Raw genomic sequence first — 24,257 nt, 5'->3', positions numbered from 1 at the left:
TGAAAGTTGAAAGTTGAAAGTTGAAAGTTGAAAGAAAAAAACTAGCACGTAGAGTCCTTGAACTTTGAACCTTAAACTTTAAACTGTATTTTTAAGCCCCTGTAATATGATATCCTGCATCGACGTAGATAATTTCCCCACTGATTCCCTTAGATAGATCGCTAGCCATAAAAAGGCCAGTATCAGCAACTTCCGATGCGCTCACATTTCTTTTAAGAGGAGCTCTCTGGCGATAAACTTCAAGCATTTTAGTAAATCCGGAAATTCCTCGAGCGGCCAGGGTATTGATGGGGCCGGCTGAGATGCCATTGACACGAATATTCTTTTCTCCTAATTCGTAAGCAAGATATCGAATGGAGGTTTCAAGCGCTGATTTAGCAACTCCCATCACATTATAATGAGGAACAACTTTATATCCCCCTAAATAAGTGAGGGCGATAACGCTTCCTCCTTTTTTCTCAAGAAGGGGAAGGGCTCCTCGAACCAGTGCTTGAAGCGAATAGGCACTGATGTCTAGCGCAATGCGAAAACCTTCTCGTGTGGTATGAATGAAGCGTCCTTCAAGCTCTTCTTTTCGTGCATAGGCAACACAATGAATTAAAATGTCTAAATGATCAAACAATTTCGAAAGATTTTCAAAAACGGAAGCGATTTCATGATCTTTAGTGACATCACAAGGAAGAATAATGGGGTTTTTTAGAGTTGTTGCAAGCTCACGAACATTTTCTTCGATTCGCTCTCCTTGATAAGTCAAAGCAAGACGGGCTCCCTCCCGATGAAGAGCTTGAGCAATGGCCCATGCAATACTGCGTTTGTTGGCCACGCCAAAAACAATCGCGTTTTTTCCTTCGAGAAGTCCCATAGTTTTAAAAGAGTCTAAAGGTTCAAAGTTCAAGGTTCAAGGGAAAAAACGCATGAGATCAGTTTTCTTTAAACTTTGAACTTTGAACCTTTTTTTGTGCGATCCCCTTGAAAAAAATCAAGGGGGTGTTAAAATGGAATCAACCAAACATCTTGCGTCTCAATTAGAAAGGCTTACATGCTCGATTATTTTTTAACCGATGAGCAAAAAGAGATTAGGGCTTTGGCCCGCCAGGTTGCGGAAGAAAAAGTAGTTCCCGTCCGAGAAAAATACGATCATAGTAATGAATTTGCCTGGGAACTTGTTAAAGTTTTTGGTGAAACCGGTCTTACTTCCGTTTATATCCCCAAAGAATATGGAGGACTAGGTGGAGGTTTGATGGAGCTGGTTTTGGTTGTGGAGGAAATGAGCCGGGCTTGCGGCGGTATCGCCCTCAGTATCGCAGCGACCGGTTTAGGAAGTTATCCCATCATTATGTTTGGGAATGAAGCGCAGAAGAAGAAATATCTCCCCGATGTTGCTTCAGGAAAAAAATTGGCCGCTTTTTCAATTACAGAACCCAGCTCGGGCAGTGATATTGGCTTTATTACGACGAAAGCCCAGAAAAAAGGGAATCAATATATCTTGAATGGGACGAAGCAATGGGTCACCAACGGTGGAGAAGCAGAGATTTATACCGTCATTGTAACGACCGATGCTTCAAAAGGGCCCAGAGGCTCATCCGCATTTATTCTTGAAAAGGGAATGGAAGGTTTTAGTTTTGGCAAAAAAGAAGATAAAATGGGAATACGATCCTCGGCAACGCGAACCCTGATTTTTGAGGATTGCAAGGTCCCTGAAGAAAATTTATTAGGTAAAGAGGGGAGGGGTTTTGTCATTGCCCTTAAAAATTTTGATCATGGAAGGCCCGGTGTAGCTGCCCAGGCCGTAGGCATTGCACAAGGCGCTTTGGATATAGCGGCGGCCTATGCGAAAGATCGTAAGCAGTTTGGAAAACCCATTTCATCTTTTCAGGCGATTCAAATCATGCTGGCAGATATGGCCACACAAATTGAGGCTGCAAGGGCGCTTACTTATGCTGTGGCAAAGGCATTTGATGCTTCCCAAACCAGTCGTTTTACCAAAGAAGCTGCGATGTCGAAACTTTTCGCATCAGATATGGCCATGAAGGTAACGACCGATGCAGTTCAAATTTTGGGTGGGTATGGCTATATGAGAGATTATCCCGTTGAGAAAATGATGAGAGATGCCAAAATTACACAGATTTATGAAGGGACTAATCAGATTCAGCGAAACATGATTGCAGCTAATTTGCTGAAAGAATATACGTAAAAAATATCAAAAACTCCTTAATTTTGGTTTTTGATTTTTGGATTTTGGATTTAAATAGATAAGCTCCTTAATTTTGGTTTTTGATTTTTGGATTTTGGATTTAAATAGATAAGCTCCTTAATTTTGGTTTTTGATTTTTGGATTTTGGATTTAATATATGAAGATCATCGCTCTTGCCAAACAAGTTCCGGATACCAAGGATCAGACCTTTCAGCAAAATTTTCATGTTTTGAGGGAAGGGCTTGACCTTATTTGCAATCCCTCTGATGAGTATGCGATTGAAGAGGCCGTTCGTTTAAAGGAACGTTTAACAGGTGAAGTGGTTGTAATCAGTATGGGAAAACCTACTGCGCTGAATCTCCTCAGATTTTCTGTTTCGGTAGGGGCTGATCGAGGTATTCTTTTAAGTGATCCTTCCTTTGCGGGTTCAGATCTTTTAGGAACAGCTTTCATCTTAAGTAGGGCCATTGAGAAAAATTCTCCCTTTGACCTGATTATTTCAGGGAAACAGTCGAGTGATGGTGAGAATGGAATTATTTCCTCTGCCATTGCAGAATGTTTAAAGCTTCCCTTTGTGATGGATGTTCGTAAAGTCATTGAAATTAAGGAGGGGGTTCTTCGTTTGGAGCAAATGGTGATTGGCGGATATTACGAGATTGAGGTCCAGCTTCCTGCCCTCATCAGTGTTGTAAAAGAAATTAATGAGCCTCGTCTTCCTTCTTTGAAGGGGAAAATGGCAGCCAAAAATGTCCCAATCCCTATATGGGGGCTTAAAGAGTTGGAATTGGAGGTATCTCTTATTGGGGATCAAGGTGCACAGACTCAAGTTTGTGCAGTTCAGGATCCTCCAAAAAAAGAGGGAGTAAAAATTTTCTCCGGGAGAGCTGAGGAGGCTGCGGCGGAGTTGGTGAATGAACTTTTGAAAAAGAAGTTGATTTAATTGAAAACCCATATTGCGGTTTTAGTGGAGGTGGCGGGAGGAGAAATAAAATCAATCTCCTTTGAATTGATCGCGGCTGCAAGGAAGATGGCGGATCCCCTTTCTTTGAAGGTTGCTGTAGTCGTTTTAGGTGTTGAGAAGGAGGAAGAGATTAAAAGGTTGATTCAAAGTGGGGGAGATGAGATTTTTTGGGCAAAGGATTCCAGATTTTTAAATCTTGCGGGTGAGGTTTATGCGGAAGTTTGTTTTGATGTGCTTAAAAAAATAGATCCTGAATGGATTGTTTTGGGAGCAACCAGCGTTGGGCGTTGGCTGGGTGGAAGACTCATGGTCAAGCTCAAATGCGGTTTCTCGTCTTCCATTACGCAATTTACAATCAAAGAAAATCAACTTCAGATGTTACGTCCCTGTTTTGGTGGAAGAAGGCTCGCAGAGGTTCTTTTTAAAGGGCATCGGCCTCAGATTATTTCGATCAAGCCCAGATCCATACGGGCTCTTGACCCTGATCAAGACCGGAAGGGTTTGATTCATGAAATACCTGTTTTGGAAGAAATCTTTTTAAAGGGACGGTCAAAGGTCATTGCTTTTCATAAAGATCCGGGTCGGGAAAAAGATGTGGCAGAGGCCAGTATCATCGTTTCAGGAGGGAGGGGCCTTAAAGTCCCTGAAAATTTTAAAATCATTCGCGAATTGGCCGAGGTCTTGGATGCGGCTGTAGGGGCAAGCCGGGTTGCAGTTGATTTGGGGTGGATTCCCTATCCTCATCAGGTGGGGCAGACGGGAAAAACAGTCAAGCCGAAGATTTACATTGCCTGTGGGATTTCTGGCGCCATTCAGCATTTGTTTGGAATGCGGCAGTCTGATACAATCATTGCCATTAATAAGGATTCAGCCGCCCCCATCTTTCAAATTGCGGATTATGGGATTGTTGGAGATTTGTTTGAGGTGGTTCCTGCCCTTACAAAGAAATTTAAAGAGGTGCTGGGGAAATAAAGTTAATTTAAAATTCAAAAATCAAAATGCAAAATGACATACTAAAATCCAAAATTTATGATGCTAATGCAAGGGAGACATTTTAAGTTTTACATTGTCATTTTGATTTTTAATGTTTGATTTTTGGATTTTCATTATTGACAGCTTCTTTTGAATTGACGTAAGATGTCCCCCAATGTTCATCACTAGAAATGACTCCATGAAAATGAATCATCAACCTAGATTATTGGAAAAAATACGAGTAAGGTTTTGCTCCTTTCCTCGCCTTCTTTGCGTAACCGTTTTAGCCTTCTCTTTTCTTCTTTCCTCTCTTGTGACCTCGAGTCAGGCGGTTTGGATTTGGGATCCAAAGACAGGAAATTGGTATAATCCAAAATATGCCGTGAAGGGTTCTTCAAAGGCACAATTTCAGCATGCAGAAAGTTTTGAGAAAAAGGGCGATTGGGAACGGGCTGCAAAAGAGTATAAGAAATTGGTTAAGGCCTATCCAACCAGTTCTTGGGCCACGATGGCTTTGGTGCGTGAAGCGGAGAATTATCAGAAGGCAGGATTTTATTATGAAGCGTATCAAGCCGATCAACTGTTGATAGAAAAGTATCCTTCATACCCAGATATTGAAAAAATTGTTGAAGAGGAATATAAAATTGGAAGTCTTTTCTTGTCTGGAAAGAAAAGGAAGTTAAAGCTTATCAAGCTGGCCTTATTTCCCTCCATGGACATTGCCATTGAAATTTTCAAGAAGGTTGTAGAAAATTTTCCCTTTGGAAATTTGGCAGATCAAGCCCAGTTTGGAATAGGTCGTGCTTATGAAAAACAAAAGAAATATCCAGAAGCGATGGAGGCTTATAAAACGCTTTTAAAAAATCATAACAAAAGTAGTTTGCGTGATGAGGCGAAGTATCGAATGGGGCTTTGTGCTTATAAGCAATCCCGCGGTGCTTCTTATGATCAGGCTGCAACGGACAAGGCCCTTGAACTTTTTAAGGAATTTTTGAGAGAATATCCTGAAAGCCGCCGTACTGAAGAAGTGAAAGCCAAGATTCAAGAATTGAATACGCGTAAGGCCCAAGGGCTTTTACAAATTGCTGCTTATTACAACAAGGTTGGAGATAAAAAGTCTGCGAAGGTTTATTATCAACAGCTTTTGGAAACTTTTCCAGACATGGAAGAGGGAAAAACTGCAAAAAAGAGAATAGAGGCGTTGGGGGCTAAAGAATCTCCTTCCCCTGAAATTTCATAAAAGAAAGGATCCTGACTTGATTAAACCAAAAATTTTCGTATCTTTTACACTTCTTACAGCCTTGGTTTTAGGGGGTTGCGGTTATCGTGTGGGTTCGATTTTGCCTTCCAATTTGAAAACAATTGTGATTCCAACCTTCAAAAATCTCACACCTGAACCTGGAATAGAGATGAGCCTAACCAACCAAATTATTAATCAATTTCAAATTGATGGAACCCTTCGAGTGGTGGAAGAGGAAGATGCGGATGTACGCTTAGAGGGCGAATTTTTGGAGTATCGCAGGGAACCCTTAAGATTTACAGGAAAAGATTTTAAGGATGTGAGTGAGTATCGGTTGCGGCTCATTACAAAAATTAGTTTGATTGATTTAAAAACGGGTCAGCCCCTCTGGAAAGATCGAAGAGTGGAAGGGGAGGCCACCTATTTTATTGCCGGCAGTTTTAGAGAAGTAGAAAGAACCGCTGTGGGTAGTCTCACCGAACAAGAAAAAAGTCAACTTCCTACCTTAGAAGAAGATCTCTCCCATCATGTTGTCGAGGCCGTGGTTGAAGGATGGTAAAAATAAGAGGTGCTTGGGAAAGCGAGGGGGGGCACACTTCCCTCAAGCACCTCTCTTGGACAGGTCTTGGGACCTGTCACGATCGGTTCTATTCTCTTTAATTTTATGATTTGCTCAAAAAAATAGAGCCATATTCTTTTTTATTAACATCGAAAGAATAGGCTCTGGAACAAACCCTTTTGTCAACCCCTAAGCCTTGGCAGTTCAGCCACCGTAACAACCGAGAATCGAGATTTGGAATCGATTTAGCAAACCTTCATGAGATCGACTCCCATGCAAATGTGCTATCTCGACTCTCGGCTCTGACAGGTCTGGAACTTTGCGCCCTATTCTTTCGAATAGTTTACCTTTTTCAGGCCCTGCTATTCAGTTTTCAACTCCCTCTACATCAGGTAAAGCGTAGCACTTAAATGATAGAGTTGTCAATTTTTTTTTGGGAAAAATTTGATGAAAAGATATAGTATTGTAATTACTTTTCCTGTAAGTAGTTAGGAATGTATTTAAAGAAGGTAAAATTAGGAAAAAATAAAAAATTTACTTTAGCCCGGATTTCTCATCAGATTTCGTAGCGAGACCGTCAAGTCCGCTTTGGAGGGGAGGTTGACGACCGAGGACATGCGAGGCATACTTTACAGTATGTTGAGTGTGGCCGACCGAGTCTGACGACGCAGACGAGGCGGAATTGGCGCTCTGAGTAGAAATGTGATGAGAAATTCGGGTTAGATGGCTACAAAAAGAAGGTTATGAAAATTAAAGAAATTCATTCATGGAATGTTTCCCCTCGGGAGGCTTTTGAGATTCAGAAGAATTTAGCACGTCAGGTCATACTTAGCGATGGACCTAAAAATGTTGAAACCGTTGCCGGGTCGGATATTGCGCTCGATCTTGATAGGGAAGAAGGGATTGCAGGGATTATTATCTATCGTTTGCGAGATGGTATCGAGTTGGAGAGAGTCTTTGCACGGTCAAAAATTTCGTTTCCTTATATTCCTGGCTTGTTGGCCTTTCGCGAAGGGCCTATTTTATTAAAGGCTTTTCAACTTTTAAAACATGAACCTGATTTAGTCTTTTTTGATGGTCAAGGGATTTCCCATCCTAGGGGATTAGGGATTGCAAGTCATCTTGGAATTATTTTAGATAAGCCAACCATTGGATGTGCAAAATCACGGTTGATAGGGACCTACCACGAGCCGGGGATAGACAAAGGATGCTTTTCGCCTTTGATTGATCAAGAAAAACAAGTGGGTGTCGTCTTAAGAACAAGAAAAGGAGTTCGACCTATTTTTGTGTCTCCTGGTCATCAAATGAATCACAAGAGCGCCGTTGATTTCGTGCTTTCCTTTTGTGATGGATATCGTATTCCTAAACCAACCCGTGAGGCGGATCGATGGGTGGGACAATTAAAAGTAAAAAGTAAGAAGTAAAAAGTAAGAAGTAAAAAAATTAAAAACGTTTGTGGTATTCAATTTTTCATTTTTCATTCTTCATTTTTTAACCTGACATTTCAAATAATTCTTTTCTTCTTTAATCTCTATCAAAATGTGTCCGGTACTTTTGCACCAGGCTGGGAGATCTGTTTTCATTCCCCAATCATCTGAGAGGATTTCAAGGACTTGTCCCTTCTTTATTTTCTTTATTCTTTTTGCAGTTTCAATGATGGGCTCAGGACACAAGAGCCCTAAGGTATTGAGTTGATTTTTAATTTCGGAGTTTTTTTGTAAATAAATTTCTACCTTAATTTTGATTTTTGACTTTTGATTTTTGATTTTGTGATCATTCTTCTTCAAAAATATGAATATGATTTGTCTCTAAAGTCGTTCCCTGGGTTCGATCGAGTTCGATTGAAGCCTTCATATAATCAACTTGTGAATGAAGTTCATTAGACTTCGCAATGGCAAGATCCTCTTCAAAATCTAGGACATTATGGCTGGTGGAGATTCCTGCCTCGTATTTTTTTTGTTCGGCCTTTAAGGCTTCTTCAGCATATTGTTTGGAGAGAGCGGAAGCCTGAATTTTCTTCCATAACGTGGCGACCTGACTGGTGAGCGTATCGGTGTCAATGATGATATTATCTTCTAGCTTTTTAAGTTCCAAAAGAGATTTTTTAATTTGGAGTTTACTTTGCTGAACGTTTGCTTTTTCAGTTCTATTTCCTAAAGGATAAGTCACATTGATGCCGACTCCCCAGAGGGGATTATCTTCACTGAAGGTGTTATCGAGAGCGTTGGCAAATCCACCCCCGAGCCCATTCAAGCCGAGTGTCCCTTGAAGATCAAGACGGGGAAGAGATTGATTTTGATAGTATTTCAAAAGAATATTTTGATTTTCAAGTTCGAGTTTCATTTGTTTTAAGTCGGGTCGATTTTCCAGGGCCCATTTTATTCTTTCATCAATGGATGCTTCGTGGTATTCAGGCTGAGCTTGTTCAGTTGGGATGGGTTGGGTCATTCGATGAAGGAGCATATCTTTAAATAAAAGTTTCTTAAGATTATTTTCTTGAAGTTTAATGGCTTGCTCTGCAAGCAGTAATGATTCTTCTCGGGTGGCGACTCCTGCACGGGCCTGAACAACCTCTAAAGGAGACACCGTTCCAATTTTTGCTTTTGTTTCAGTCTGTTCAAAAAGCGATTGGGCCAATTTCAAAGATTCTTTTTTCACTTCGAGGTCTTCACGTGCCAGAACCAGGTCCCAATAAGTTGACTCGACCTGGCTCACTAAATCGATGATCGTTTGTTTGAGTTTTAACTTGGAACTTGTGAAGTTGTTCTTCGATATCCGAATCCAGGCTGTGTTGGTGCCGGTTCCAAAATCTTTTAGAAGAGGCTGTATAAGCGTGAATGAAGCGACCTGACTGTATTCAGCGTCAAATCGGTTAAAGGTGCTCGAGTCCCGAATGGATTTAAAATTCAAAAGATATTGGGTTCCCAATGGAATTTTTCCTCTCAGTTCACCTAATGAAGTCATGGTTTTGGATTGGGTTTGAAGAAGTCCTCCAGCTGCAATCGAATATTGTTTGGTTAGAGGTGTTCGGCCATCATCATAATTTGATTTTAAAGAAAAATTGGGATCAAAGACGCCTTTGTTTTTTTGGATATCTAATTTTGAAATGGGAGGAGATATTCGTTCTACTTTCAGAGATAAGTTAGATTCAAGGGCTTGGTCTAGGGCTTGCTGAAGAGAAAAATCAGTTCTTTCATCTGCATAAGCATTAAGAAAAGTTCCGGCAAAAGCGAGTAAAACGATTGCTATGATCAGGCTAGATTTTTTCATATGAATTTTGGAAAAGACTATCATATTTTGAAACAAAGCGGGAAGGAGTTATTTTTCGTTGACTGTGCTTGACACCCTTCTTACGCTATACTAAGCTTTCACGCTGTATTCCAATGCTTAAAGGGGTTTTTAATGAGCGATGTTGAAAATGAATATTTTCGTCAAAGGAAAGAGAAACTTTCCTTTCTTCTTTCTCAAGGCATTGAACCTTATGGGCGAAAATTTGTAAGAAGCCATTCACTTTCTGAATGCTCGAGTTCTTTTAATGAAGGTTTAGCCGTCAAATTGGCTGGGCGAGTGATAGCTTTACGGGGGCATGGGAAGACGCTTTTTGGCAACTTGGAAGATCGCAGCGGGAAAATTCAATTTTACCTCAAAAAAGATCTCATCGCAGAGGAACTCTTTACCCTTTTTGGGAAGGTGGATATTGGCGATATTTTGGGGATCGAAGGTGAACTTTTTAAGACCCATACGGGCGAGATAACGGTCCTTGTTAAAAATTTTGTTTTTCTTTCCAAGTCGCTTCGTCCTTTACCTGAAAAATGGCATGGGTTAAAAGATGTTGAGATTCGCTATCGTCAACGCTATGTCGATCTTATTTCTAATGGGGAAGTTCGTAAACTTTTTAAGCTTCGCTCCGGGATTATTCGTCATGTTAGAAAGTTTTTAGACAGTCTTGATTTCCAAGAAGTTGAGACCCCGATGATGCAGGCCATTCCTGGAGGGGCTGTTGCAAAACCTTTTGTGACTCATCATGAGGCATTAGACACAGATCTTTATTTGAGAATTGCGCCCGAGCTTTATCTGAAACGACTCTTGGTCGGCGGGCTTGAAAAGGTTTATGAGCTTAATCGCAATTTTCGAAATGAAGGTCTTTCTAGATTTCATAATCCTGAATTCACCATGCTCGAGGTTTATTCCGCCTATGATGATTACGAGGATATGATGAATTTGACGGAGAATCTTTTTTTGAATTTGTGCGATCAAGTGATTGGAACTCGAGAGATTCAAGGGGAAAAAGAAATTTTAAAATTTAATTTGCCCTGGCAGCGTCTCGATTATTTTGAGGCGATTAAAATTCATGCAGGGTTAGATGCCCTTCCTTTAGAAAATCCTATTCCAGAGGCTAAGCGATTAGGTCTTTTTGTTGATCCCCAATGGTCTAACATGGAAGTCATCAATGAAATTTTTGATAAGGTGGTCCAGGAAAAATTGATTCAACCGACTTTTATTATTGATTATCCCTTGGAGCTTTGTCCCTTGGCAAAAACTAAATTGACAGACCCGACACGTGCAGAACGCTTCGAACTTTTTATTCAGGGGTTGGAAGTGGCCAATGCCTATTCTGAGTTAAATGACCCTCTTGAACAAGCCAAGCGCTTTGAGGAAAAGACACGCGAATCAGGAAAGGATTCTGATTTAGATTTTGTACGGGCCTTGGAATATGGAATGCCCTGTGCGGGGGGATTAGGAATTGGCATTGATCGATTGGTGATGATTCTAACGGGAGCGCCATCGATTCGAGAGGTGGTTCTCTTTCCGCAATTAAGGCCAGAGTAAAAAAAAGTTAAAAATGAAAAGTTAAAAATGAAAAATTCAAAACAAAGACCCCAAACTTTTTTAGTTTTTTATTTTCACTTTTCACTTTTCACTTTTAACTTTTAACTTATCTTATGCTGACACGTCTTCCATTTTCCTTATTTATCAGCGTCAAATACCTGCGAGGTCGTCATCGCCATCGATGGATTTCCCTGATTAATATTTTTTCTATTTTTGGAATTGCCTTGGGGGTCATGGCTTTGATCGTGGTCCTTTCCGTCATGGGTGGCTTTGATCGGGATTTAAAAAAAAGAGTTTTAGGCGTTTATTCTCCGATTACCGTCGGGGGAGATCATCCGATTGAGGAACCCCAAAAAGTTTTGGATCTCCTTAAAGGACTTCCTGAGGTCGAAGCCGCTTCTCCTTTTGTTTCAGGCCAGATCTTGGCCAGGGTTCATGAAAAGGTCTATGGGGTTTTTATTCGGGCGATTGACCCCCTTTTAGAAGAGGGGACGACGTCCATTCAATCTTATATCGCTCAAGGGAAATTTACTTTTGATACGGGCTCCAGGAAAAGGGGGATGATTATTGGAAATGAGTTTGCACATCTCTTTCATTTGAAATTAGGGGATACGGTAGAACTTTTATCTCCTGTTTCTATTCCTACTCCCCTGGGGCTTTCTTCTCATGCCTTGCGTTTTCAAGTCACGGGTATTTTTGATTCCGGAATGTATGAGTACGACTTGAATCTCATTTATATTTCTCTTGAGTTAGGCGAGGAGCTTTACGCCTTAGGAAAATCTGTTTCAGGGATCAGTGTGAATATTCGCGATTCAAGTGATGTTTTTCAAATCAAGCAGTTGATTAAAGACAAAATAGGAAAAACGGTTTTGGTGAGAACCTGGCTTGAGATGAATAAGAATTTATTTCGAGCCGTTGTCACAGAGAAATGGATGATGTTTTGGATTTTACTTTTGATTATTCTGGTTGCCGCATTTAATATTTCGTCAAGTCTCATTATGATGGTCATGGAAAAGGTGAAGGAAGTGGGCATTTTGAGGGCTTTAGGTGCAACCTCGGGATCTATTTTAAGGATTTTTCTATTTCAGGGGTTTTTAATTGGGGCTGTGGGAACTTTTTTGGGTTTTGCAGGGGGGATTTTTCTCTCTTTAAATTTAAATCCCATTGCCAATGCAGTGAAGAAGTGGACAGGATTCGAATTTTTTCCAAGAGATGTTTATTATTTGGATAAAATTCCTGCGCTCATTGATATCAAGCAGTCTCTTCTCATTGCCCTGTCTGCTTTAGTACTAAGCCTCTTGGCTGCCTTATATCCTGCCTTTCAAGCAGCTCGATTAAAGCCTGTGGAAGCGATTCGATATGAATGATGATTGTTCCTTAATCAAAGTTGAAGGTGTCAAAAAATCCTTTCTTTTAGGAAAAAATTCAGTTGAGGTTCTTAAAAAAATTAATTTTTCTCTTCATAAGGGTGAGTTTGTCATGATCGTGGGCCCTTCCGGGAGTGGCAAAAGCACCTTGCTTCATTTGGTGGCAGGTTTGGATGATATCAGTTTAGGTCGAATTTCTGTCCTGGGGAAAGATTTGACCCAGCTTTCGGATCGTGCCCTTTCGCTTTTGCGTAATCAGCATATTGGATTTATTTTTCAATTTTATCATCTCTTGCCTGAACTGACGGCTTATGAAAATATTTTTCTGCCGGTTTTACTTTCTCAGCATCGTCTCTCCAAAGATGCATTAAAAAGGATGGATGAGCTTTTTGAGCTGATGGGTTTAGCCAATCGAAAACTCCATCGTCCTCAGGAACTTTCAGGGGGAGAACAGCAGCGAATTGCAATTGCGAGGGCTTTGATGAATCGGCCTCAAATTCTGCTAGCCGACGAGCCGACAGGGAACTTGGATGCGGCAAACGGAGAGGCGATTCTAGATCTCTTAGAAAATTTAAGAAAAACTCAAGGTCTTTCCATTTTGATGGTCACACATAATCCTGAGTTTTTAAAAAGGGCCGATCGGGTGCTTTATTTGAAGGATGGAACGATTCAAGGCTAAGAGTAAGGATTGTGTTATAATTTGTTCAGCAAATGTTTTGTCCACATAAGTGAATGAAAATAGTCGACAGTCCACAGTCGACAGTCGATAGTTTAAAAGGAAGAGTTTATTTCTGTGGACTGTGGACCGTGGACCATGGACTCTTCTCGAAATCAAAAAAGAGGTGTATTCGATGAAAGTGTATATCAATGGGCAGTTCTTTAAAAAAGAGGAAGCAAAAATTTCTGTTTACGACCATGGTTTTTTGTATGGGGATGGAGTATTTGAGGGGATTCGGGTTTATAAAAATAAGATTTTTAAGCTGGAGGAGCACATGGATCGTTTGTATGAGTCAGCCAAAACAATTTTACTCACCATTCCTGTGTCTAAAAAAGAGCTCATCGAAGCAGTGATAGCCTCTGTTTTGGAAAATCCTTATCATGATGCTTATATTCGTCTGGTGGTGACGCGGGGGGTGGGTTCTCTGGGACTCGATCCCAATCAATGCTCTCGTCCCCAGATCATTATCATTGTTGATAAGATTGCCCTTTACAGCGAAGAGACTTATCAAGATGGAATGCACGTTATTACTGTGGCCACCCGCAGAAATTGGGCCGAGGGAGTGAACCCAAGGGTAAAATCGCTCAATTATTTGAATAATATTCTGGCCAAGATTGAAGCGCTTCATGCGGGCTATCAGGAGGCCATTATGCTCAATCAAAATGGTTTTGTGGCCGAATGCACGGGGGATAATATTTTTATTTTGAAGCAGGGAAAACTGATGACGCCCTCTTTGGAAAATGGATTTCTCGATGGGATCACACGAAATGCCGTGATGGATCTGGCTTTACCTCTTGGATTTGAAGTTTCAGCTCAGACTCTTTCTCGTCATGATTTGTATAATGCCGATGAATGTTTTCTCACCGGAACCGCAGCTGAGGTTGTTCCCGTAGTTAATATTGATGGAAGAGTGATTGGAAATGGCAAGCCTGGAAGTCATACGTTGGCGATTGCGAAGGCTTATAAGGAATTGACTGCTCGGGAGGGAGTGATGGTGAGAAAATCAAAAATCAAAAATCAAAATGCAAAATGACGTATTAAAAATTAAAATGGTTCTGTGTCCTTGTCATGGGTGATCATTTTAGATTTTGATTTGTCATTTTGATTTTTGCATTTTGATTTTTGACTTTAATTCAGGAGTTTGTCCCTTATGCAATGTGAAGTCTGTCAAAAGAAAAAAGCCACAGTTCATTATACTGAGATTGTTAATAATCAGATGGTCAAGATCAATCTATGTGAAGGCTGTGCCAAAGGGAAAGGGATTGATATTTATTCCAAATTCTCTGTCTCAGATCTTTTAAGCGGCCTGGCGGAAATTGAAGAAACTGAAATAGCCCATGGGACCCAAGAGTGCTCTCGATGTGGCATGACCTATCGGGAGTTCAAGGACATTGGCCGATTTGGCTGTCCAGAATGCTATGTGGCCTTTCAGGATTTTTTGAAGCCTCTCTTTGAGGCCATTCATAAGGCCTCTCGCCATGTCGGTAAGGTGCCCAAACGTTGGTCAAAACATACCTCTCAGGAAACAGAGTTAAAGACTTTAGAGGATGAGCTGACGAAGGCGATTACCCGTGAGGCCTTTGAAGATGCTGCTCGACTCAGAGACCGTATCAAAGAATTAAAAGAAGCCAAGCGGAGGCATTCGTGATTGATATTGATACCATGATCAGTAAAACTGCGGCATGGCTGGAAGGAAGCGGGCCCGATGCTGACATTGTGGTTTCGAGCCGTGTGAGGCTGGCCCGCAATGTCGTTGGGTTTCCATTTTCCCATTGGGCGACAGAAGACGAAATTAAGGAATTGCTCGAAACGATTGAAAAAGCGATTCGTCATTATCCTCCTTCGCCTAAATACCTCTTGATTCGATTCGAGGATCTTTCGGAGATTGAAAGAAAAATTTTGCTTGAGAGGCATTTGATCAGTCGCGAACATGCTCAAGCCAAAGAGTATCGGGCTGTGACCATCAGCGCAGATGAACAGGTGAGTATTATGATCAATGAAGAGGATCACTTGCGGCTTCAGGTCTTGATGTCGGGTTTTCAGTTGATGAATGCCCTTGATTTGGTCAATAAAGTAGATGATCTTTTAGAGAAGGATTTGGAGTATGCCTATTCTCCTCAGTTTGGTTATCTCACGGCTTGTCCAACCAATGTAGGGTCAGGGATTCGGGCTTCGGTGATGATGCATTTACCGGGTCTTGTGATGCTGCGTCAAATTGATCAAGTTTTGCAGGCCGTGACGAAATTAGGCTTGACCGTTCGAGGTTGGTATGGGGAAGGATCTGAGGCTTCTGGAAATTTATTTCAAATCTCTAATCAATTAACGCTTGGGAAAAAGGAAGAGGAAATTGTCCAAAAGTTAGAGAAAATTATTAAACAAGTTATTGAGCATGAGAGGAGTGCTCGCAAGGCATTGCTTAAAAAGGATTTTCCGAAAATTCAGGATCGTATTGGCCGAGCTTTTGGGGTTTTAAAATATGCCCATCAAATTAGTTCGTCGGAAGCCATGAATCTTCTAAGCACGTTAAGAACAGGGATTGAGCTAGGGGTATTAAAAGGGGTGGACCTTAAAGTGGTCAATGAACTTTTTTTACTCACTCAGCCGGCTCATGTACAGAAAATCCTTGGGAAAAAACTTTCCCAGAAAGATCGGGATGAGAAGAGGGCGGATTTGATTCGAAAGATGTTAAGAGACGAGCATTTGGAATAAGAAAAACCTCTCAAAAAGGCCCATCTGTGGTTCGACTTTGCTCACCATCCTGAGCAAGTAGTCGAAGGACTGCGTTGCCCGCTGCGCTCCCTTGTGCGGCGTACCCTTAAACGTACGCCTCCGAGGTCGCTTGCGGGCGCTCTTCGCTCTGGGATCTTTTTGAGAGGTTTTTCAGAGGTTTAAAGTTCAGTGCGCCAAGAAAGCCAACATAAGCAAGCAGGAATAAGGGGCCTGAGCAAAGGCTAACCACCGACTCGGAACTGAACTTTGAACTTGGAGAGGTAACGGACCGAATGAAGCCAGTGGAAATGTTCGAAGGCGAAGGAAGGATACAGAGCCGAGATTTAAATCGATTGCGGATCGGAGCATGAGTCGGTTACACAAGAAAGCGACGAAATTATTGAATCGTGGCAAGGCAATGAATAAAGTGAAAGTCGCATGTGCACGTGAGATTTTTGGATTTATATGAGAAATCCGGGTTAAAAGTTAGAGAGGATTAAAGCGTTAAAAAAAGGAGAGGGGTTATCATGAAAAATAGGGTGAGAAAGATATTCATGGGGCTATCTATCTTATTATTCATTTTTCCAGTTCTTGTTATTGCTGATGAAAAAGAGGCTACAGATTCAACGGATCAGCTTTATGAGAAGGCTTATGGTCTTTATAATCAGTCTAAGTACGATGAGGCCATTCAGATTTTTGAAGATATTCTTAAAGAGAATCCAAAGCATTTAAAAGCCCAAGTTTACTATGGGGTTTCCTTGATGGGAAAAGAGGATTTTGATCGAGCGATTCAAGAATTAACGAAGGCACTGGCTTTGGATGAAAAATTTCCCCTGACCCATTATGCTTTAGCTGTAAGTTTTGCACGAAAAAAGAGCCCTGATGCTCAAAAGGCTCAAGAATATCTCGATCGCGCAAAAAAGAGTGGATATCGAGTTCCAAGCTGGTTTGAACAGTATGTTGAGAGATTAAAGACAGGAAAAATTTTGCCACAAAAAGAAGAGAAACAGAAACAGTAAAAAGGAGTCCATCGTCAACGGTCCACAGTCCATAGAAAAAATACTTTCTTTAGCGCTGTTGACCGTCGACTGTTGACTATTTTCATTCATGTATGAACGAAAATTTATGATGAGCATTTCTCAAGTACTTCAACATTTCAAAGAGCGTTTCCATTTTGATGGTTTAATGCCTCGTTTTATTTCTGAGGAAGTTTATACGCAATTTCTAAAAGGGGATATTTACAAGCGGGCAAGGCTTCTTCATCACCAAGCGATGGAAGAAGATCGTTTTGGATATAAGAGTCGTCGAACGGGGATTTTTGGTGAGAGTGCGGCTCAGGATCGTAAGGCCATTGCTCAATATCTGCTAGAGAAGAAATCTGAAGGGGCCCGTGTGATGATTCATGTGGGGATTGGAGGCCAGGCTTTAGGAAATCGTGCCCAAATTGAGTCCGTAGGTGAGGCTCTTGGATATCGTGTTTATGTCTTAGAGAAGTTGGGAGTCAATTTTCATTCTTTAGCATCTGAAATTTATGAACAGGGTTTTAAAGCCAGTCAAATTCTCATTCATGCCAGTTCTAAATCTGGAACCACAGATGAAACCATGATTAATTTTCAAAATGCCTTCCGTCTTTTGATTCGTGGTTTAGGTCAGGAACTGGGAGAAAATTCCAAGGTGACAGAAGAATGGATCATTAAATATGAAACCTCAGGTGATTTAACAAAAATGAAATTGGTGGATCTTGGTTTGACTTTGAATCAAAAAAAGCTTTTACAAAAGGCTTTAGATCGAGTTCTTTTTTCAACGACGACGAATGTCAAACAGAGTCGGATTTATGCCTTGGCAACCAGTCGCTTCATTAAAGAGCTCTCACAAGAAATCCATGGAGAGTCACGCGAGTTAATCACATTCCCCATTCCTGACAATGTGGGGGGACGTTTTTCCAGACGGAGCCAGTCAGGAGAAATTAGCGCAGGTTTTGCTGGGCGGAATATTTTTAAAATGAATGAGGGGGCTTTGAATATTCTTCCTTTCTTTGAAAAAGAGTCCCCTGAAGAGAATCCTGCTTTGAAATTAGCTCTGCTCATTTATTTGCTGAAGAAGGATTTTATTGTGATTTGTGTTCAGGCTTCCAATCAAATTGCTGTTGCGGATGCCCTAAGGCAGCTTTTCCCAGAGAGCAATGGGAAGGATGGTCAGGGACCTTTTATCGTGAGTAGTGTGGGAGCCCGAGAATTAAAGGAAAGAATTGAATCAAATTTGAATGCGTTTTATGTTCTCATCAATGCTCAAAATGACCGTAACGAAAAATTAAAATTATTAACTCTAACTGATTGTAAACCCCCCTTTTTTGAATATCGTCAACTGGATCTTTCTGAAGAAGAAGAGGCCATGAGGGATCTTTTTTTTGATGAGGTGACCATTTGGTATGGACTTTTGAGTGCCGGTGAAATTACAGCGGACATTCATTCAGAGGCCTATAAAAAGAGAGATCCTCAAAATCAGCCCTTTGTTGAGTTTGGAAAAAAATTGATGGTGGAATCTGTTTCAAAATTAAGCCGGGATCTTTCAGCCGTACAATTGCGATATAAGCTTGAATGCGAGAAAGTTGAAAAGGGACCTTGCCTTTTATCCATTGATTTATTTAAAAGTGGGCATTTATGCGACTCAAAAAAAATAGATGAAGGTATTCAGTCCGTCATTCATTCAACGATAAGACCTGCATCTCAAGCATTGAAAGAAAGCAATTTTTCCGAGAGTGAATTGTTCAAGCTTTTAGGTGAGGTTGAAGAGTTGAAAAAAGAACGCCGAACTGCTCGGGGGATTAAGGAAAGAGAAGCGATGGATCAAAAAGTTGAATCTCTATTCATGAAACTTTTGGATGTTGGCTATTGGAAAAAATCCTCTTTAATAGACAGCGAAGCTTCGAGGTTAGCGGCTTTGATTCTCATGGCCAAGAGAGAGGGAAAAATAAGTCTCCCTATTTTTTACAGTGCTTGTCATGAAGCTGAGACCTTAGGCGAGTGGTGGCGGTTTTTAGGGGGAAGATATTTAAACGATTACGGCCTAGGGACACGAGAGCAGCATTCTTATTTTCAAAGCTTGTTGGATGGGAAGGAAGTCGTTTTACCCATGCTGGTTGATTTTGTGACTCCCTTTTCTGAAATTGAAGTTCGGGAGGAAATGATTCAGGCCTATGGGCTTGCAAAGGATTATTTGAAGGGGTTCTACCCGGACGAGATTCGTCGTCTTTATTTAGAGGCTCAAGGAAGAACCTTTACCGAAATTGCCAAGCGAAGCAAGATGATCCTTAAATTCAAAGATCTCTCATCAAAACAAGGGAAAATCGAGGTTTATCAGTTTTGGGGACGGGTCCTAGCTATTTTAAATGGTATTTTATAAATTTTATTTTTTACACTTTTTTATTTTTCTGTGTTTCTTTCTTGTGGTAGGATGTATTATCGCTTGTTTATTTACCGGTCACCGGTTACGGGTGACCCGTAACCGGTGACCGGTGACGAGAAGGGGGGTAGTTAAGATAACTTCAAAGGAAGATCATATCTAAGCTCTTACATCGCTTATTCAGGAACCGCTCTTTTGCTGGGTTAGTTCTGTAACTTACCGGGTGGACAGACCTTCCAAAACCAGTTTCTTTTAGCGAATTTTGATCGTCCGGGATTCCTTTTGCTTGTTTATCTTTTGGTATCTATAACGAATCGAGCATTTAACAAACTTAAACATAAGGGAGGAGCACTCATGAATAGGGTAAATCGTGTCCTTTTTCTTCTTTGTGGAATGTTATTTGGCATGGTTTCATTTGGTTTTACGGATGAGCTTGTGATTCAAAATTTTGATTCTGATGTGAGAACGGATCAAGTTTGTAGGAATTTTGGAGCTTGGAATAAAGATCCTGATGATGAATCTCAAGGGTGTGTAGAAAGTTTGGATGCTCAAGCAAGGGTTGGAGATCAAGGAATGAGTCTGAGGTTGGACTATGATGTGGATTCTCCTAATCCTGCTTATAATGGTTTTTGGTTGCAAATGAGGGATTTAGATTTTTCAAAGTATAAGTATTTAAATTTTGATGTTAAGGGTGATAAAGACAAAGGTTTTTCCAAGGTTGTAAAATTTGAACTTAAGAATGGTCAACAAGTGGGTCGTTACCTTTACACTGAAATGACGGATGAGTGGAAACATGCCAAGATTCCGTTCTCGAGTTTTAAGGGGCTTAAGGACTGGACTAAAATGACAGAATTTGTCATTGTTTTTGATGATTTGAATTCAAAACCTAAAGTTGGAACTATGAACGTAGATAATATTGTAGTGACAACAGATTAAGAGTGCATAAATATTTAAAGATTTTTATCGTTTTTATTTTTTTATTGATACTTTCACAGGTTATTGATGCGGAGAGTTCTCCCGAGCTTTTAATTCACAACTTTGATGAGGGGGAACTCTCCAATCCTTTTGGAGGGGGATCAGGGGCATGGCTTTTAAATCCAGAGGATGAGAATCAGTCTTGTAATGTCTCTCTCGATATTGAAATGCGTCGTGTCGAGAAGGGTTTTTGTTTAAAATTGGATTATGATCTTGATTCACCCGAACAGGCTCAGGGTGGATTTTGGACCCAACTTCGTAAAAAAGACCTCTCCGATTATGATCACCTTCAATTTTTTGTTCGAGGGGATCCAAAAGAAGGCTTCGCTCAACAATTTCGTGTTGAATTTAAAAAACCGAAAGATGATAAAGGGGTAGAAAAACTGGTAGGAAGTTTTCTCGTTCAAGGGGTCACCGATCACTGGCAGGAAATTTTGGTTCCTCTTAATAAAATGGTCGGAATTACGGATTGGACGGGGATTGATGAATTTGTCATTGTTTTAAAGGATCGAATGGTAAGCCCTAAAAAGGGCACTCTTTATTTCGATGATATCCGTCTGGTTCGAACAGGAGATCCCGGCCCCAGTATTGTAGATCCTATCCCAAAGATAAAGACAAAGGCCTCAGATCAGGTTTCGGGTGTTGATCGGGCAAAGGTTTTGATCAATCGTCTTTATGGCTATCCTAAAGAGGTTCTTCCAAAGAAAAAGTTTTCGGATGATTCGAACGAATTTTTAAGGGAGGTTGCGAAAGACATCTGGGGATTTTTTAGAGATATTGTGGATAAAGAGAACGGTCTTCCCCTCGATAATTTCTTCTTTTCAAAAGAATCAACTTTGACTGAAAACACCTTTATTGGGGATTACACCAATGTTACCAATATCGGTCTTTATTTGATGTGTTTGGTATCGGGTTTAGATCTTGGTTTTATTGATCATGATAAAGTGGTCAAGAGAATAAGTCGTGTTCTGGATACGGTTGAGCATTTGGAGTCAGAGCATGGTTTTCTGTATAACTATTACGATACAACGACCCGAGAAAGAACAAGCAATTTCTTAAGTTATGTCGATGAAGGCTGGCTCACCATTGGAATGATTATTGTCAAAGATGCGCTTCCTAAAGAATTTAAGGAGCGATGCGAAAAACTACTCAGTCAAAGAGATTTTTCTTTCTTTTATGATCCTATTGAGGGGCAAATGTTTCATGGGTTCTATACCAATGTGGGAGTTTATTCAGAGTATCACTATGGAGCCTTTTACACAGAGCCTAGGGCAATCAGTTTTATGTGTATTGGGCGGGGACAGGCCCCTCTTGAACACTGGTTTATGATGTCGAGAACTTTTCCAGAATCCTATTCTTGGCAATCTCAAATTCCAAAAGAAAGGGTGAAGAAAAGTGTCTTAGGCTATTCATTTTACGGAGGCTATTACAATTATCGGGATCTTCCCATTGTTCCCAGTTGGGGAGGAAGTTTGTTTGAGGCTCTTATGCCAAGCATGGTCATTGATGAAAAGGGTTTGGCACCTTTGGGATTGGGACTTAATAATGAACGCTATGTTCAAGGGCATATTCTCTTTGCGAGGGAAGACATGAAATACCCTGTCTGGGGAATGTCCCCTTGCTCCATTCCTCCGGGGAGTGGTTATGGAGAATATGGGGCAACCCCACTAGGAATGAAGCCTTATGGTCAGGGAGTGGTTACACCTCATGTCACTTTTCTTTCGTTAGAATATGCCACCGAAGAGTGCGTGAAGAATCTTCGCAAGATGATGGAGCTTTATCCCATTTATGGGGAATATGGATTTTATGATGCGGTCGATGTTCGTACGGGTCTTGTTTCTTATAAATATCTTTGCTTGGATCAGGCCATGAGTTTTATTGCACTTAATAATTATTTAAATCATGGGGCCATTCGAAATCGACTGATGAACGATCCCATTTTTGAAAAATCAAAAAAATTACTCAAAGAAGAAAAGTTTTTCGAATGATGTAACTTAAGGAGATAACGATGTTTAAAAAAATGGTTTTGGTTGTTTTGATAGGAGTTAGTTTCACTTCTCATGCTGAAAAGGTGAAGGCTAACAATCAAGTTTTGGGGGTGAATGATTTTGCTCATGGTGAGCGTGTCAATTTGCTTGGAGGGATTGAAGGGGGAGATGAAGAGGTGCCAGGAGTTTGTTTTGGCAATGTTCATTATGAAAATTCAAATGATATTTTAGGCCTCACAGGAGAGGTGTTGTCCCTTTCCTATGATGTACGTAAAGCGGGAAGTTATAGCTTTTATTGGATGAAATTGGGACGGCCGCTGCCCGAAGAAACCTTTTCGAATTTGGATCTCAGCAGCTATCACTATTTGGGGTTTTGGGTGAGGGGAAAAGAAGGCCGAGAACGATTTAAAATAGAGGTTCATGAAGACAGTGATGGAGATGGACATTATGTAGTAGATAAGGATCAATCAAGTTTTGTTTATGTGGATCAATACATCAGAAAAGGGATTACTAAAGATTGGAGTAAAGTGAGTATTCCTCTGGCTGATTTTAAAAAGATTAAAGATTGGTCAAAGATTGCTGAGATCGTTTTTACCTTTGAGAATTTCGCAACGCTTCAGAAAAGAGGGATTATTTATATCGATGATATTATCTTTGGAACCTATCCTTTAACCTTTCAGGAAATTTTGGATTCAAATCCAAATATGGAACTCCCCTTTCATTTGACTAAGGATTCAGTGAAGGTCAACGGTCGTTTACTTAAAGAAGGAATGACCTTTGATTCTCTCAAGGACTTTTCTGTTTCGTTAGAAGGGGATTTAAGCTCTCTAGAATCTGTTTGGCTGGTGTTTTCTCAAGATGGAGTGAAGTGGAAGACGTCAGGAAAGTTTTTTTTAGAGGGGAAGACACCCACTTTTTCCGGTAAAGCCACCGATTTAGGTTTTGACCCGTCTAAGCCGGCTACTTTTGATATCTGGGCCTTTGACGTTTTGGGAAGGAAAGTGACTCTTGAAGTGCCTCTCAAAAATGTGAATTTAAAAGCCTTAAGCGATGATGAGTTTTTAGAGGAGCTTGAGAAACGCTCGTTTAAATATTTTTGGGATGAGTGGAATTCAGGAAGTGGGCTTTTTTTAGATTCTACAATAACGCATTATTCAAGCATTGCAGCGACGGGATTTGGACTTTCGGCTTATTGTATTGGGGTCAAACGAGGCTGGGTCAGTGCTGATGAAGTAAAAAAAAGGGTTTCTAAAACCATTGATACCTTTCTTTCAAAGGCGGCCAATCGATCGGGTTTCTTTTACCACTTTCTGGATATGAACAGTGGATCTCGCTTTGGAGGTTGTGAAGTTTCTGTGGTGGATACCTCTATTCTTCTTTTTGGTCTTTTGAGTGTAGGTGAGTATTTTGGGGGTGATATCCAGAAAAGAGTGGAAGAGATTTATTCTAAAATTGTGTGGAGTGATTTTCTCATTCAGGATAAAGAAAATCTTCATTTTAACCAGTTCTATATGGGATGGCGGCCAGAAGGGAGTCCTGATGGGAAGTTTTTAGATGCCTATTGGGATTATTATACCGATGAGTTGATCTTGATTAATTTTTTGGCCATAAGTTCTAGGACTCATCCCGTAACCCCTGAAATTTTTTATGCCTGGAAAAGAGAAAAGGGAAATTATGATGACCGGCCTGAATTTATTCAATCTTGGACCGGAGGGCTATTCGCTTATCAATATGCACATGCTTGGATTGATTTTAGGCAGATGAAGGATCGAGAAGGAATTAATTGGTGGCAAAACTCTCTTGAAGCGACTTGGGCCAATCGGCAATATTGCATTGATCAAATGAGCCGGTTTAAAACATATGGACCTCTTAGTTGGGGAATCAGTTCCATGGCGTATCCTAATACGACAGAAATTAATGGGGTTATACAGATGAGGGAAGACTACACCATGAATTATGGAGCAATGCCTTGTGGAACAGGTTTTCCACTCCATGACGGAACCATTGCTCCTTCAGGTCCAGAGGCTTCTGTTTCTTTCTTCCCTAAGGCAGTTATTTCCACATTAAAAAGCATGATTGTCGAGCATCCTGAGATTTGGGGTGAATATGGATTTAGGTCTTCCTATAATACTGATTTAAATTGGTTTTCAACGAGCTATTATGGGATTGATTTAGGCGTGTCTCTTTTATCTATTGAGAATGAGCGTAGCGGTTTTATTTGGAGTTTGATGATGAAAAATTCTCATATTAAAGAAGCTCTGAAAAAAACAGGGTTTAAGAAAGATCGGACTGTTTATAAAGAGGCTAAGCTCCAAGATACTCCTATCCTTGAGAAGAAATAA

General features: G+C 40.6%; 20 protein-coding genes and 1 riboswitch. Of the genes, 17 read left to right on the top strand and 3 right to left on the bottom strand.

Annotated elements, in window-relative coordinates; translation table 11 throughout:
* Nucleotides 1-91: 91 nt before the first annotated feature.
* Entirely contained in the window at nucleotides 92-862 is a 771-nt protein-coding gene (locus HYS07_00490) for an enoyl-ACP reductase (GenBank protein MBI1869652.1), read from the bottom strand.
* Nucleotides 863-1,039: 177 nt separating this feature from the next.
* Between HYS07_00490 and HYS07_00485 the strand changes: the two genes are divergently transcribed.
* The 6 genes from HYS07_00485 to HYS07_00460 all read left to right on the top strand — a co-directional run bounded on the left by HYS07_00485 (nucleotide 1,040) and on the right by HYS07_00460 (nucleotide 7,350).
* Complete coding sequence (locus HYS07_00485; GenBank protein MBI1869651.1) at nucleotides 1,040-2,194, top strand: acyl-CoA dehydrogenase family protein; 1,155 nt, start codon at nucleotides 1,040-1,042, stop codon at nucleotides 2,192-2,194.
* 157 nt (nucleotides 2,195-2,351) lie between these two features.
* The gene (locus HYS07_00480) at nucleotides 2,352-3,134 is read left to right on the top strand and encodes an electron transfer flavoprotein subunit beta/FixA family protein (protein ID MBI1869650.1); all 783 of its coding nucleotides are present in this window, start codon (nucleotides 2,352-2,354) and stop codon (nucleotides 3,132-3,134) included.
* Nucleotides 3,135-4,127 (top strand): electron transfer flavoprotein subunit alpha/FixB family protein, encoded by a 993-nt coding sequence (locus tag HYS07_00475; protein MBI1869649.1) that lies wholly within the window; start codon nucleotides 3,135-3,137, stop codon nucleotides 4,125-4,127.
* A gap of 199 nt (nucleotides 4,128-4,326) precedes the next feature.
* Nucleotides 4,327-5,367: an outer membrane protein assembly factor BamD gene (bamD, locus tag HYS07_00470; GenBank protein MBI1869648.1), complete on the top strand. Its 1,041-nt coding sequence runs from the start codon at nucleotides 4,327-4,329 to the stop codon at nucleotides 5,365-5,367.
* 16 nt (nucleotides 5,368-5,383) lie between these two features.
* Nucleotides 5,384-5,926: an LptE family protein gene (locus HYS07_00465; GenBank protein MBI1869647.1), complete on the top strand. Its 543-nt coding sequence runs from the start codon at nucleotides 5,384-5,386 to the stop codon at nucleotides 5,924-5,926.
* 195 nt (nucleotides 5,927-6,121) lie between these two features.
* A riboswitch (cyclic di-GMP riboswitch) is annotated at nucleotides 6,122-6,284 on the bottom strand.
* A gap of 385 nt (nucleotides 6,285-6,669) precedes the next feature.
* Nucleotides 6,670-7,350, top strand: coding sequence for an endonuclease V (locus tag HYS07_00460; protein ID MBI1869646.1), 681 nt, complete (start codon nucleotides 6,670-6,672; stop codon nucleotides 7,348-7,350).
* Between the two features lie 60 nt (nucleotides 7,351-7,410).
* Here HYS07_00460 and HYS07_00455 read toward each other — a convergent pair whose 3' ends face one another.
* Together HYS07_00455 and HYS07_00450 are read right to left on the bottom strand one after the other, a co-directional pair.
* Nucleotides 7,411-7,653 carry a sulfurtransferase TusA family protein gene (locus tag HYS07_00455; protein MBI1869645.1) on the bottom strand — a complete coding sequence of 81 codons (243 nt, stop codon included), beginning with the start codon at nucleotides 7,651-7,653 and terminating at the stop codon, nucleotides 7,411-7,413.
* A 46-nt stretch (nucleotides 7,654-7,699) separates the two neighbouring features.
* A complete protein-coding gene (locus HYS07_00450; protein MBI1869644.1) occupies nucleotides 7,700-9,196 on the bottom strand; it encodes a TolC family protein in 1,497 nt (498 codons plus the stop codon).
* Between the two features lie 132 nt (nucleotides 9,197-9,328).
* Between HYS07_00450 and lysS the strand changes: the two genes are divergently transcribed.
* The 11 genes from lysS to HYS07_00395 all read left to right on the top strand — a co-directional run bounded on the left by lysS (nucleotide 9,329) and on the right by HYS07_00395 (nucleotide 24,257).
* A complete protein-coding gene (gene lysS / locus HYS07_00445) occupies nucleotides 9,329-10,756 on the top strand; it encodes a lysine--tRNA ligase (protein MBI1869643.1) in 1,428 nt (475 codons plus the stop codon).
* Nucleotides 10,757-10,869: 113 nt separating this feature from the next.
* A complete protein-coding gene (locus HYS07_00440) occupies nucleotides 10,870-12,123 on the top strand; it encodes a lipoprotein-releasing ABC transporter permease subunit (GenBank protein MBI1869642.1) in 1,254 nt (417 codons plus the stop codon).
* Nucleotides 12,116-12,802, top strand: coding sequence for an ABC transporter ATP-binding protein (locus HYS07_00435; GenBank protein ID MBI1869641.1), 687 nt, complete (start codon nucleotides 12,116-12,118; stop codon nucleotides 12,800-12,802). The genes HYS07_00440 and HYS07_00435 overlap by 8 nt, the downstream gene beginning before the upstream one ends.
* Before the next feature lie 172 nt (nucleotides 12,803-12,974).
* Nucleotides 12,975-13,874: a branched-chain-amino-acid transaminase gene (ilvE, locus tag HYS07_00430; GenBank protein MBI1869640.1), complete on the top strand. Its 900-nt coding sequence runs from the start codon at nucleotides 12,975-12,977 to the stop codon at nucleotides 13,872-13,874.
* Nucleotides 13,875-13,991: 117 nt separating this feature from the next.
* The gene (locus HYS07_00425) at nucleotides 13,992-14,489 is read left to right on the top strand and encodes a UvrB/UvrC motif-containing protein (protein MBI1869639.1); all 498 of its coding nucleotides are present in this window, start codon (nucleotides 13,992-13,994) and stop codon (nucleotides 14,487-14,489) included.
* 14 nt (nucleotides 14,490-14,503) lie between these two features.
* Nucleotides 14,504-15,550 carry a protein arginine kinase gene (locus HYS07_00420; protein MBI1869638.1) on the top strand — a complete coding sequence of 349 codons (1,047 nt, stop codon included), beginning with the start codon at nucleotides 14,504-14,506 and terminating at the stop codon, nucleotides 15,548-15,550.
* A gap of 527 nt (nucleotides 15,551-16,077) precedes the next feature.
* Nucleotides 16,078-16,569: a tetratricopeptide repeat protein gene (locus HYS07_00415; protein ID MBI1869637.1), complete on the top strand. Its 492-nt coding sequence runs from the start codon at nucleotides 16,078-16,080 to the stop codon at nucleotides 16,567-16,569.
* Between the two features lie 106 nt (nucleotides 16,570-16,675).
* A complete protein-coding gene (locus HYS07_00410; protein MBI1869636.1) occupies nucleotides 16,676-18,952 on the top strand; it encodes a hypothetical protein in 2,277 nt (758 codons plus the stop codon).
* Between the two features lie 354 nt (nucleotides 18,953-19,306).
* The gene (locus HYS07_00405; GenBank protein MBI1869635.1) at nucleotides 19,307-19,888 is read left to right on the top strand and encodes a CIA30 family protein; all 582 of its coding nucleotides are present in this window, start codon (nucleotides 19,307-19,309) and stop codon (nucleotides 19,886-19,888) included.
* A gap of 2 nt (nucleotides 19,889-19,890) precedes the next feature.
* The gene (locus tag HYS07_00400) at nucleotides 19,891-21,915 is read left to right on the top strand and encodes a hypothetical protein (GenBank protein MBI1869634.1); all 2,025 of its coding nucleotides are present in this window, start codon (nucleotides 19,891-19,893) and stop codon (nucleotides 21,913-21,915) included.
* A 20-nt stretch (nucleotides 21,916-21,935) separates the two neighbouring features.
* A complete protein-coding gene (locus HYS07_00395; protein ID MBI1869633.1) occupies nucleotides 21,936-24,257 on the top strand; it encodes a hypothetical protein in 2,322 nt (773 codons plus the stop codon).

Source organism: Chlamydiota bacterium (genome assembly GCA_016178055.1).
In the GTDB taxonomy this organism is placed as follows: domain Bacteria; phylum Auribacterota; class JACPWU01; order JACPWU01; family JACPWU01; genus JACOUC01.
This window is presented reverse-complemented; position numbering and strand designations above follow the sequence as displayed.

Bases quoted from the DNA above. Each gene is read 5' to 3' on its own strand.
- HYS07_00490 (MBI1869652.1), bottom strand. From the start codon at position 862: ATGGGACTTCTCGAAGGAAAAAACGCGATTGTTTTTGGCGTGGCCAAC.
- HYS07_00485 (MBI1869651.1), top strand. From the start codon at position 1,040: ATGCTCGATTATTTTTTAACCGATGAGCAAAAAGAGATTAGGGCTTTG.
- HYS07_00480 (MBI1869650.1), top strand. From the start codon at position 2,352: ATGAAGATCATCGCTCTTGCCAAACAAGTTCCGGATACCAAGGATCAG.
- bamD (MBI1869648.1), top strand. From the start codon at position 4,327: ATGAAAATGAATCATCAACCTAGATTATTGGAAAAAATACGAGTAAGG.
- HYS07_00460 (MBI1869646.1), top strand. From the start codon at position 6,670: ATGAAAATTAAAGAAATTCATTCATGGAATGTTTCCCCTCGGGAGGCT.
- HYS07_00450 (MBI1869644.1), bottom strand. From the start codon at position 9,196: ATGAAAAAATCTAGCCTGATCATAGCAATCGTTTTACTCGCTTTTGCC.
- lysS (MBI1869643.1), top strand. From the start codon at position 9,329: ATGAGCGATGTTGAAAATGAATATTTTCGTCAAAGGAAAGAGAAACTT.
- HYS07_00440 (MBI1869642.1), top strand. From the start codon at position 10,870: ATGCTGACACGTCTTCCATTTTCCTTATTTATCAGCGTCAAATACCTG.
- HYS07_00435 (MBI1869641.1), top strand. From the start codon at position 12,116: ATGAATGATGATTGTTCCTTAATCAAAGTTGAAGGTGTCAAAAAATCC.
- ilvE (MBI1869640.1), top strand. From the start codon at position 12,975: ATGAAAGTGTATATCAATGGGCAGTTCTTTAAAAAAGAGGAAGCAAAA.
- HYS07_00425 (MBI1869639.1), top strand. From the start codon at position 13,992: ATGCAATGTGAAGTCTGTCAAAAGAAAAAAGCCACAGTTCATTATACT.
- HYS07_00420 (MBI1869638.1), top strand. From the start codon at position 14,504: ATGATCAGTAAAACTGCGGCATGGCTGGAAGGAAGCGGGCCCGATGCT.
- HYS07_00415 (MBI1869637.1), top strand. From the start codon at position 16,078: ATGAAAAATAGGGTGAGAAAGATATTCATGGGGCTATCTATCTTATTA.
- HYS07_00410 (MBI1869636.1), top strand. From the start codon at position 16,676: ATGATGAGCATTTCTCAAGTACTTCAACATTTCAAAGAGCGTTTCCAT.
- HYS07_00405 (MBI1869635.1), top strand. From the start codon at position 19,307: ATGAATAGGGTAAATCGTGTCCTTTTTCTTCTTTGTGGAATGTTATTT.
- HYS07_00395 (MBI1869633.1), top strand. From the start codon at position 21,936: ATGTTTAAAAAAATGGTTTTGGTTGTTTTGATAGGAGTTAGTTTCACT.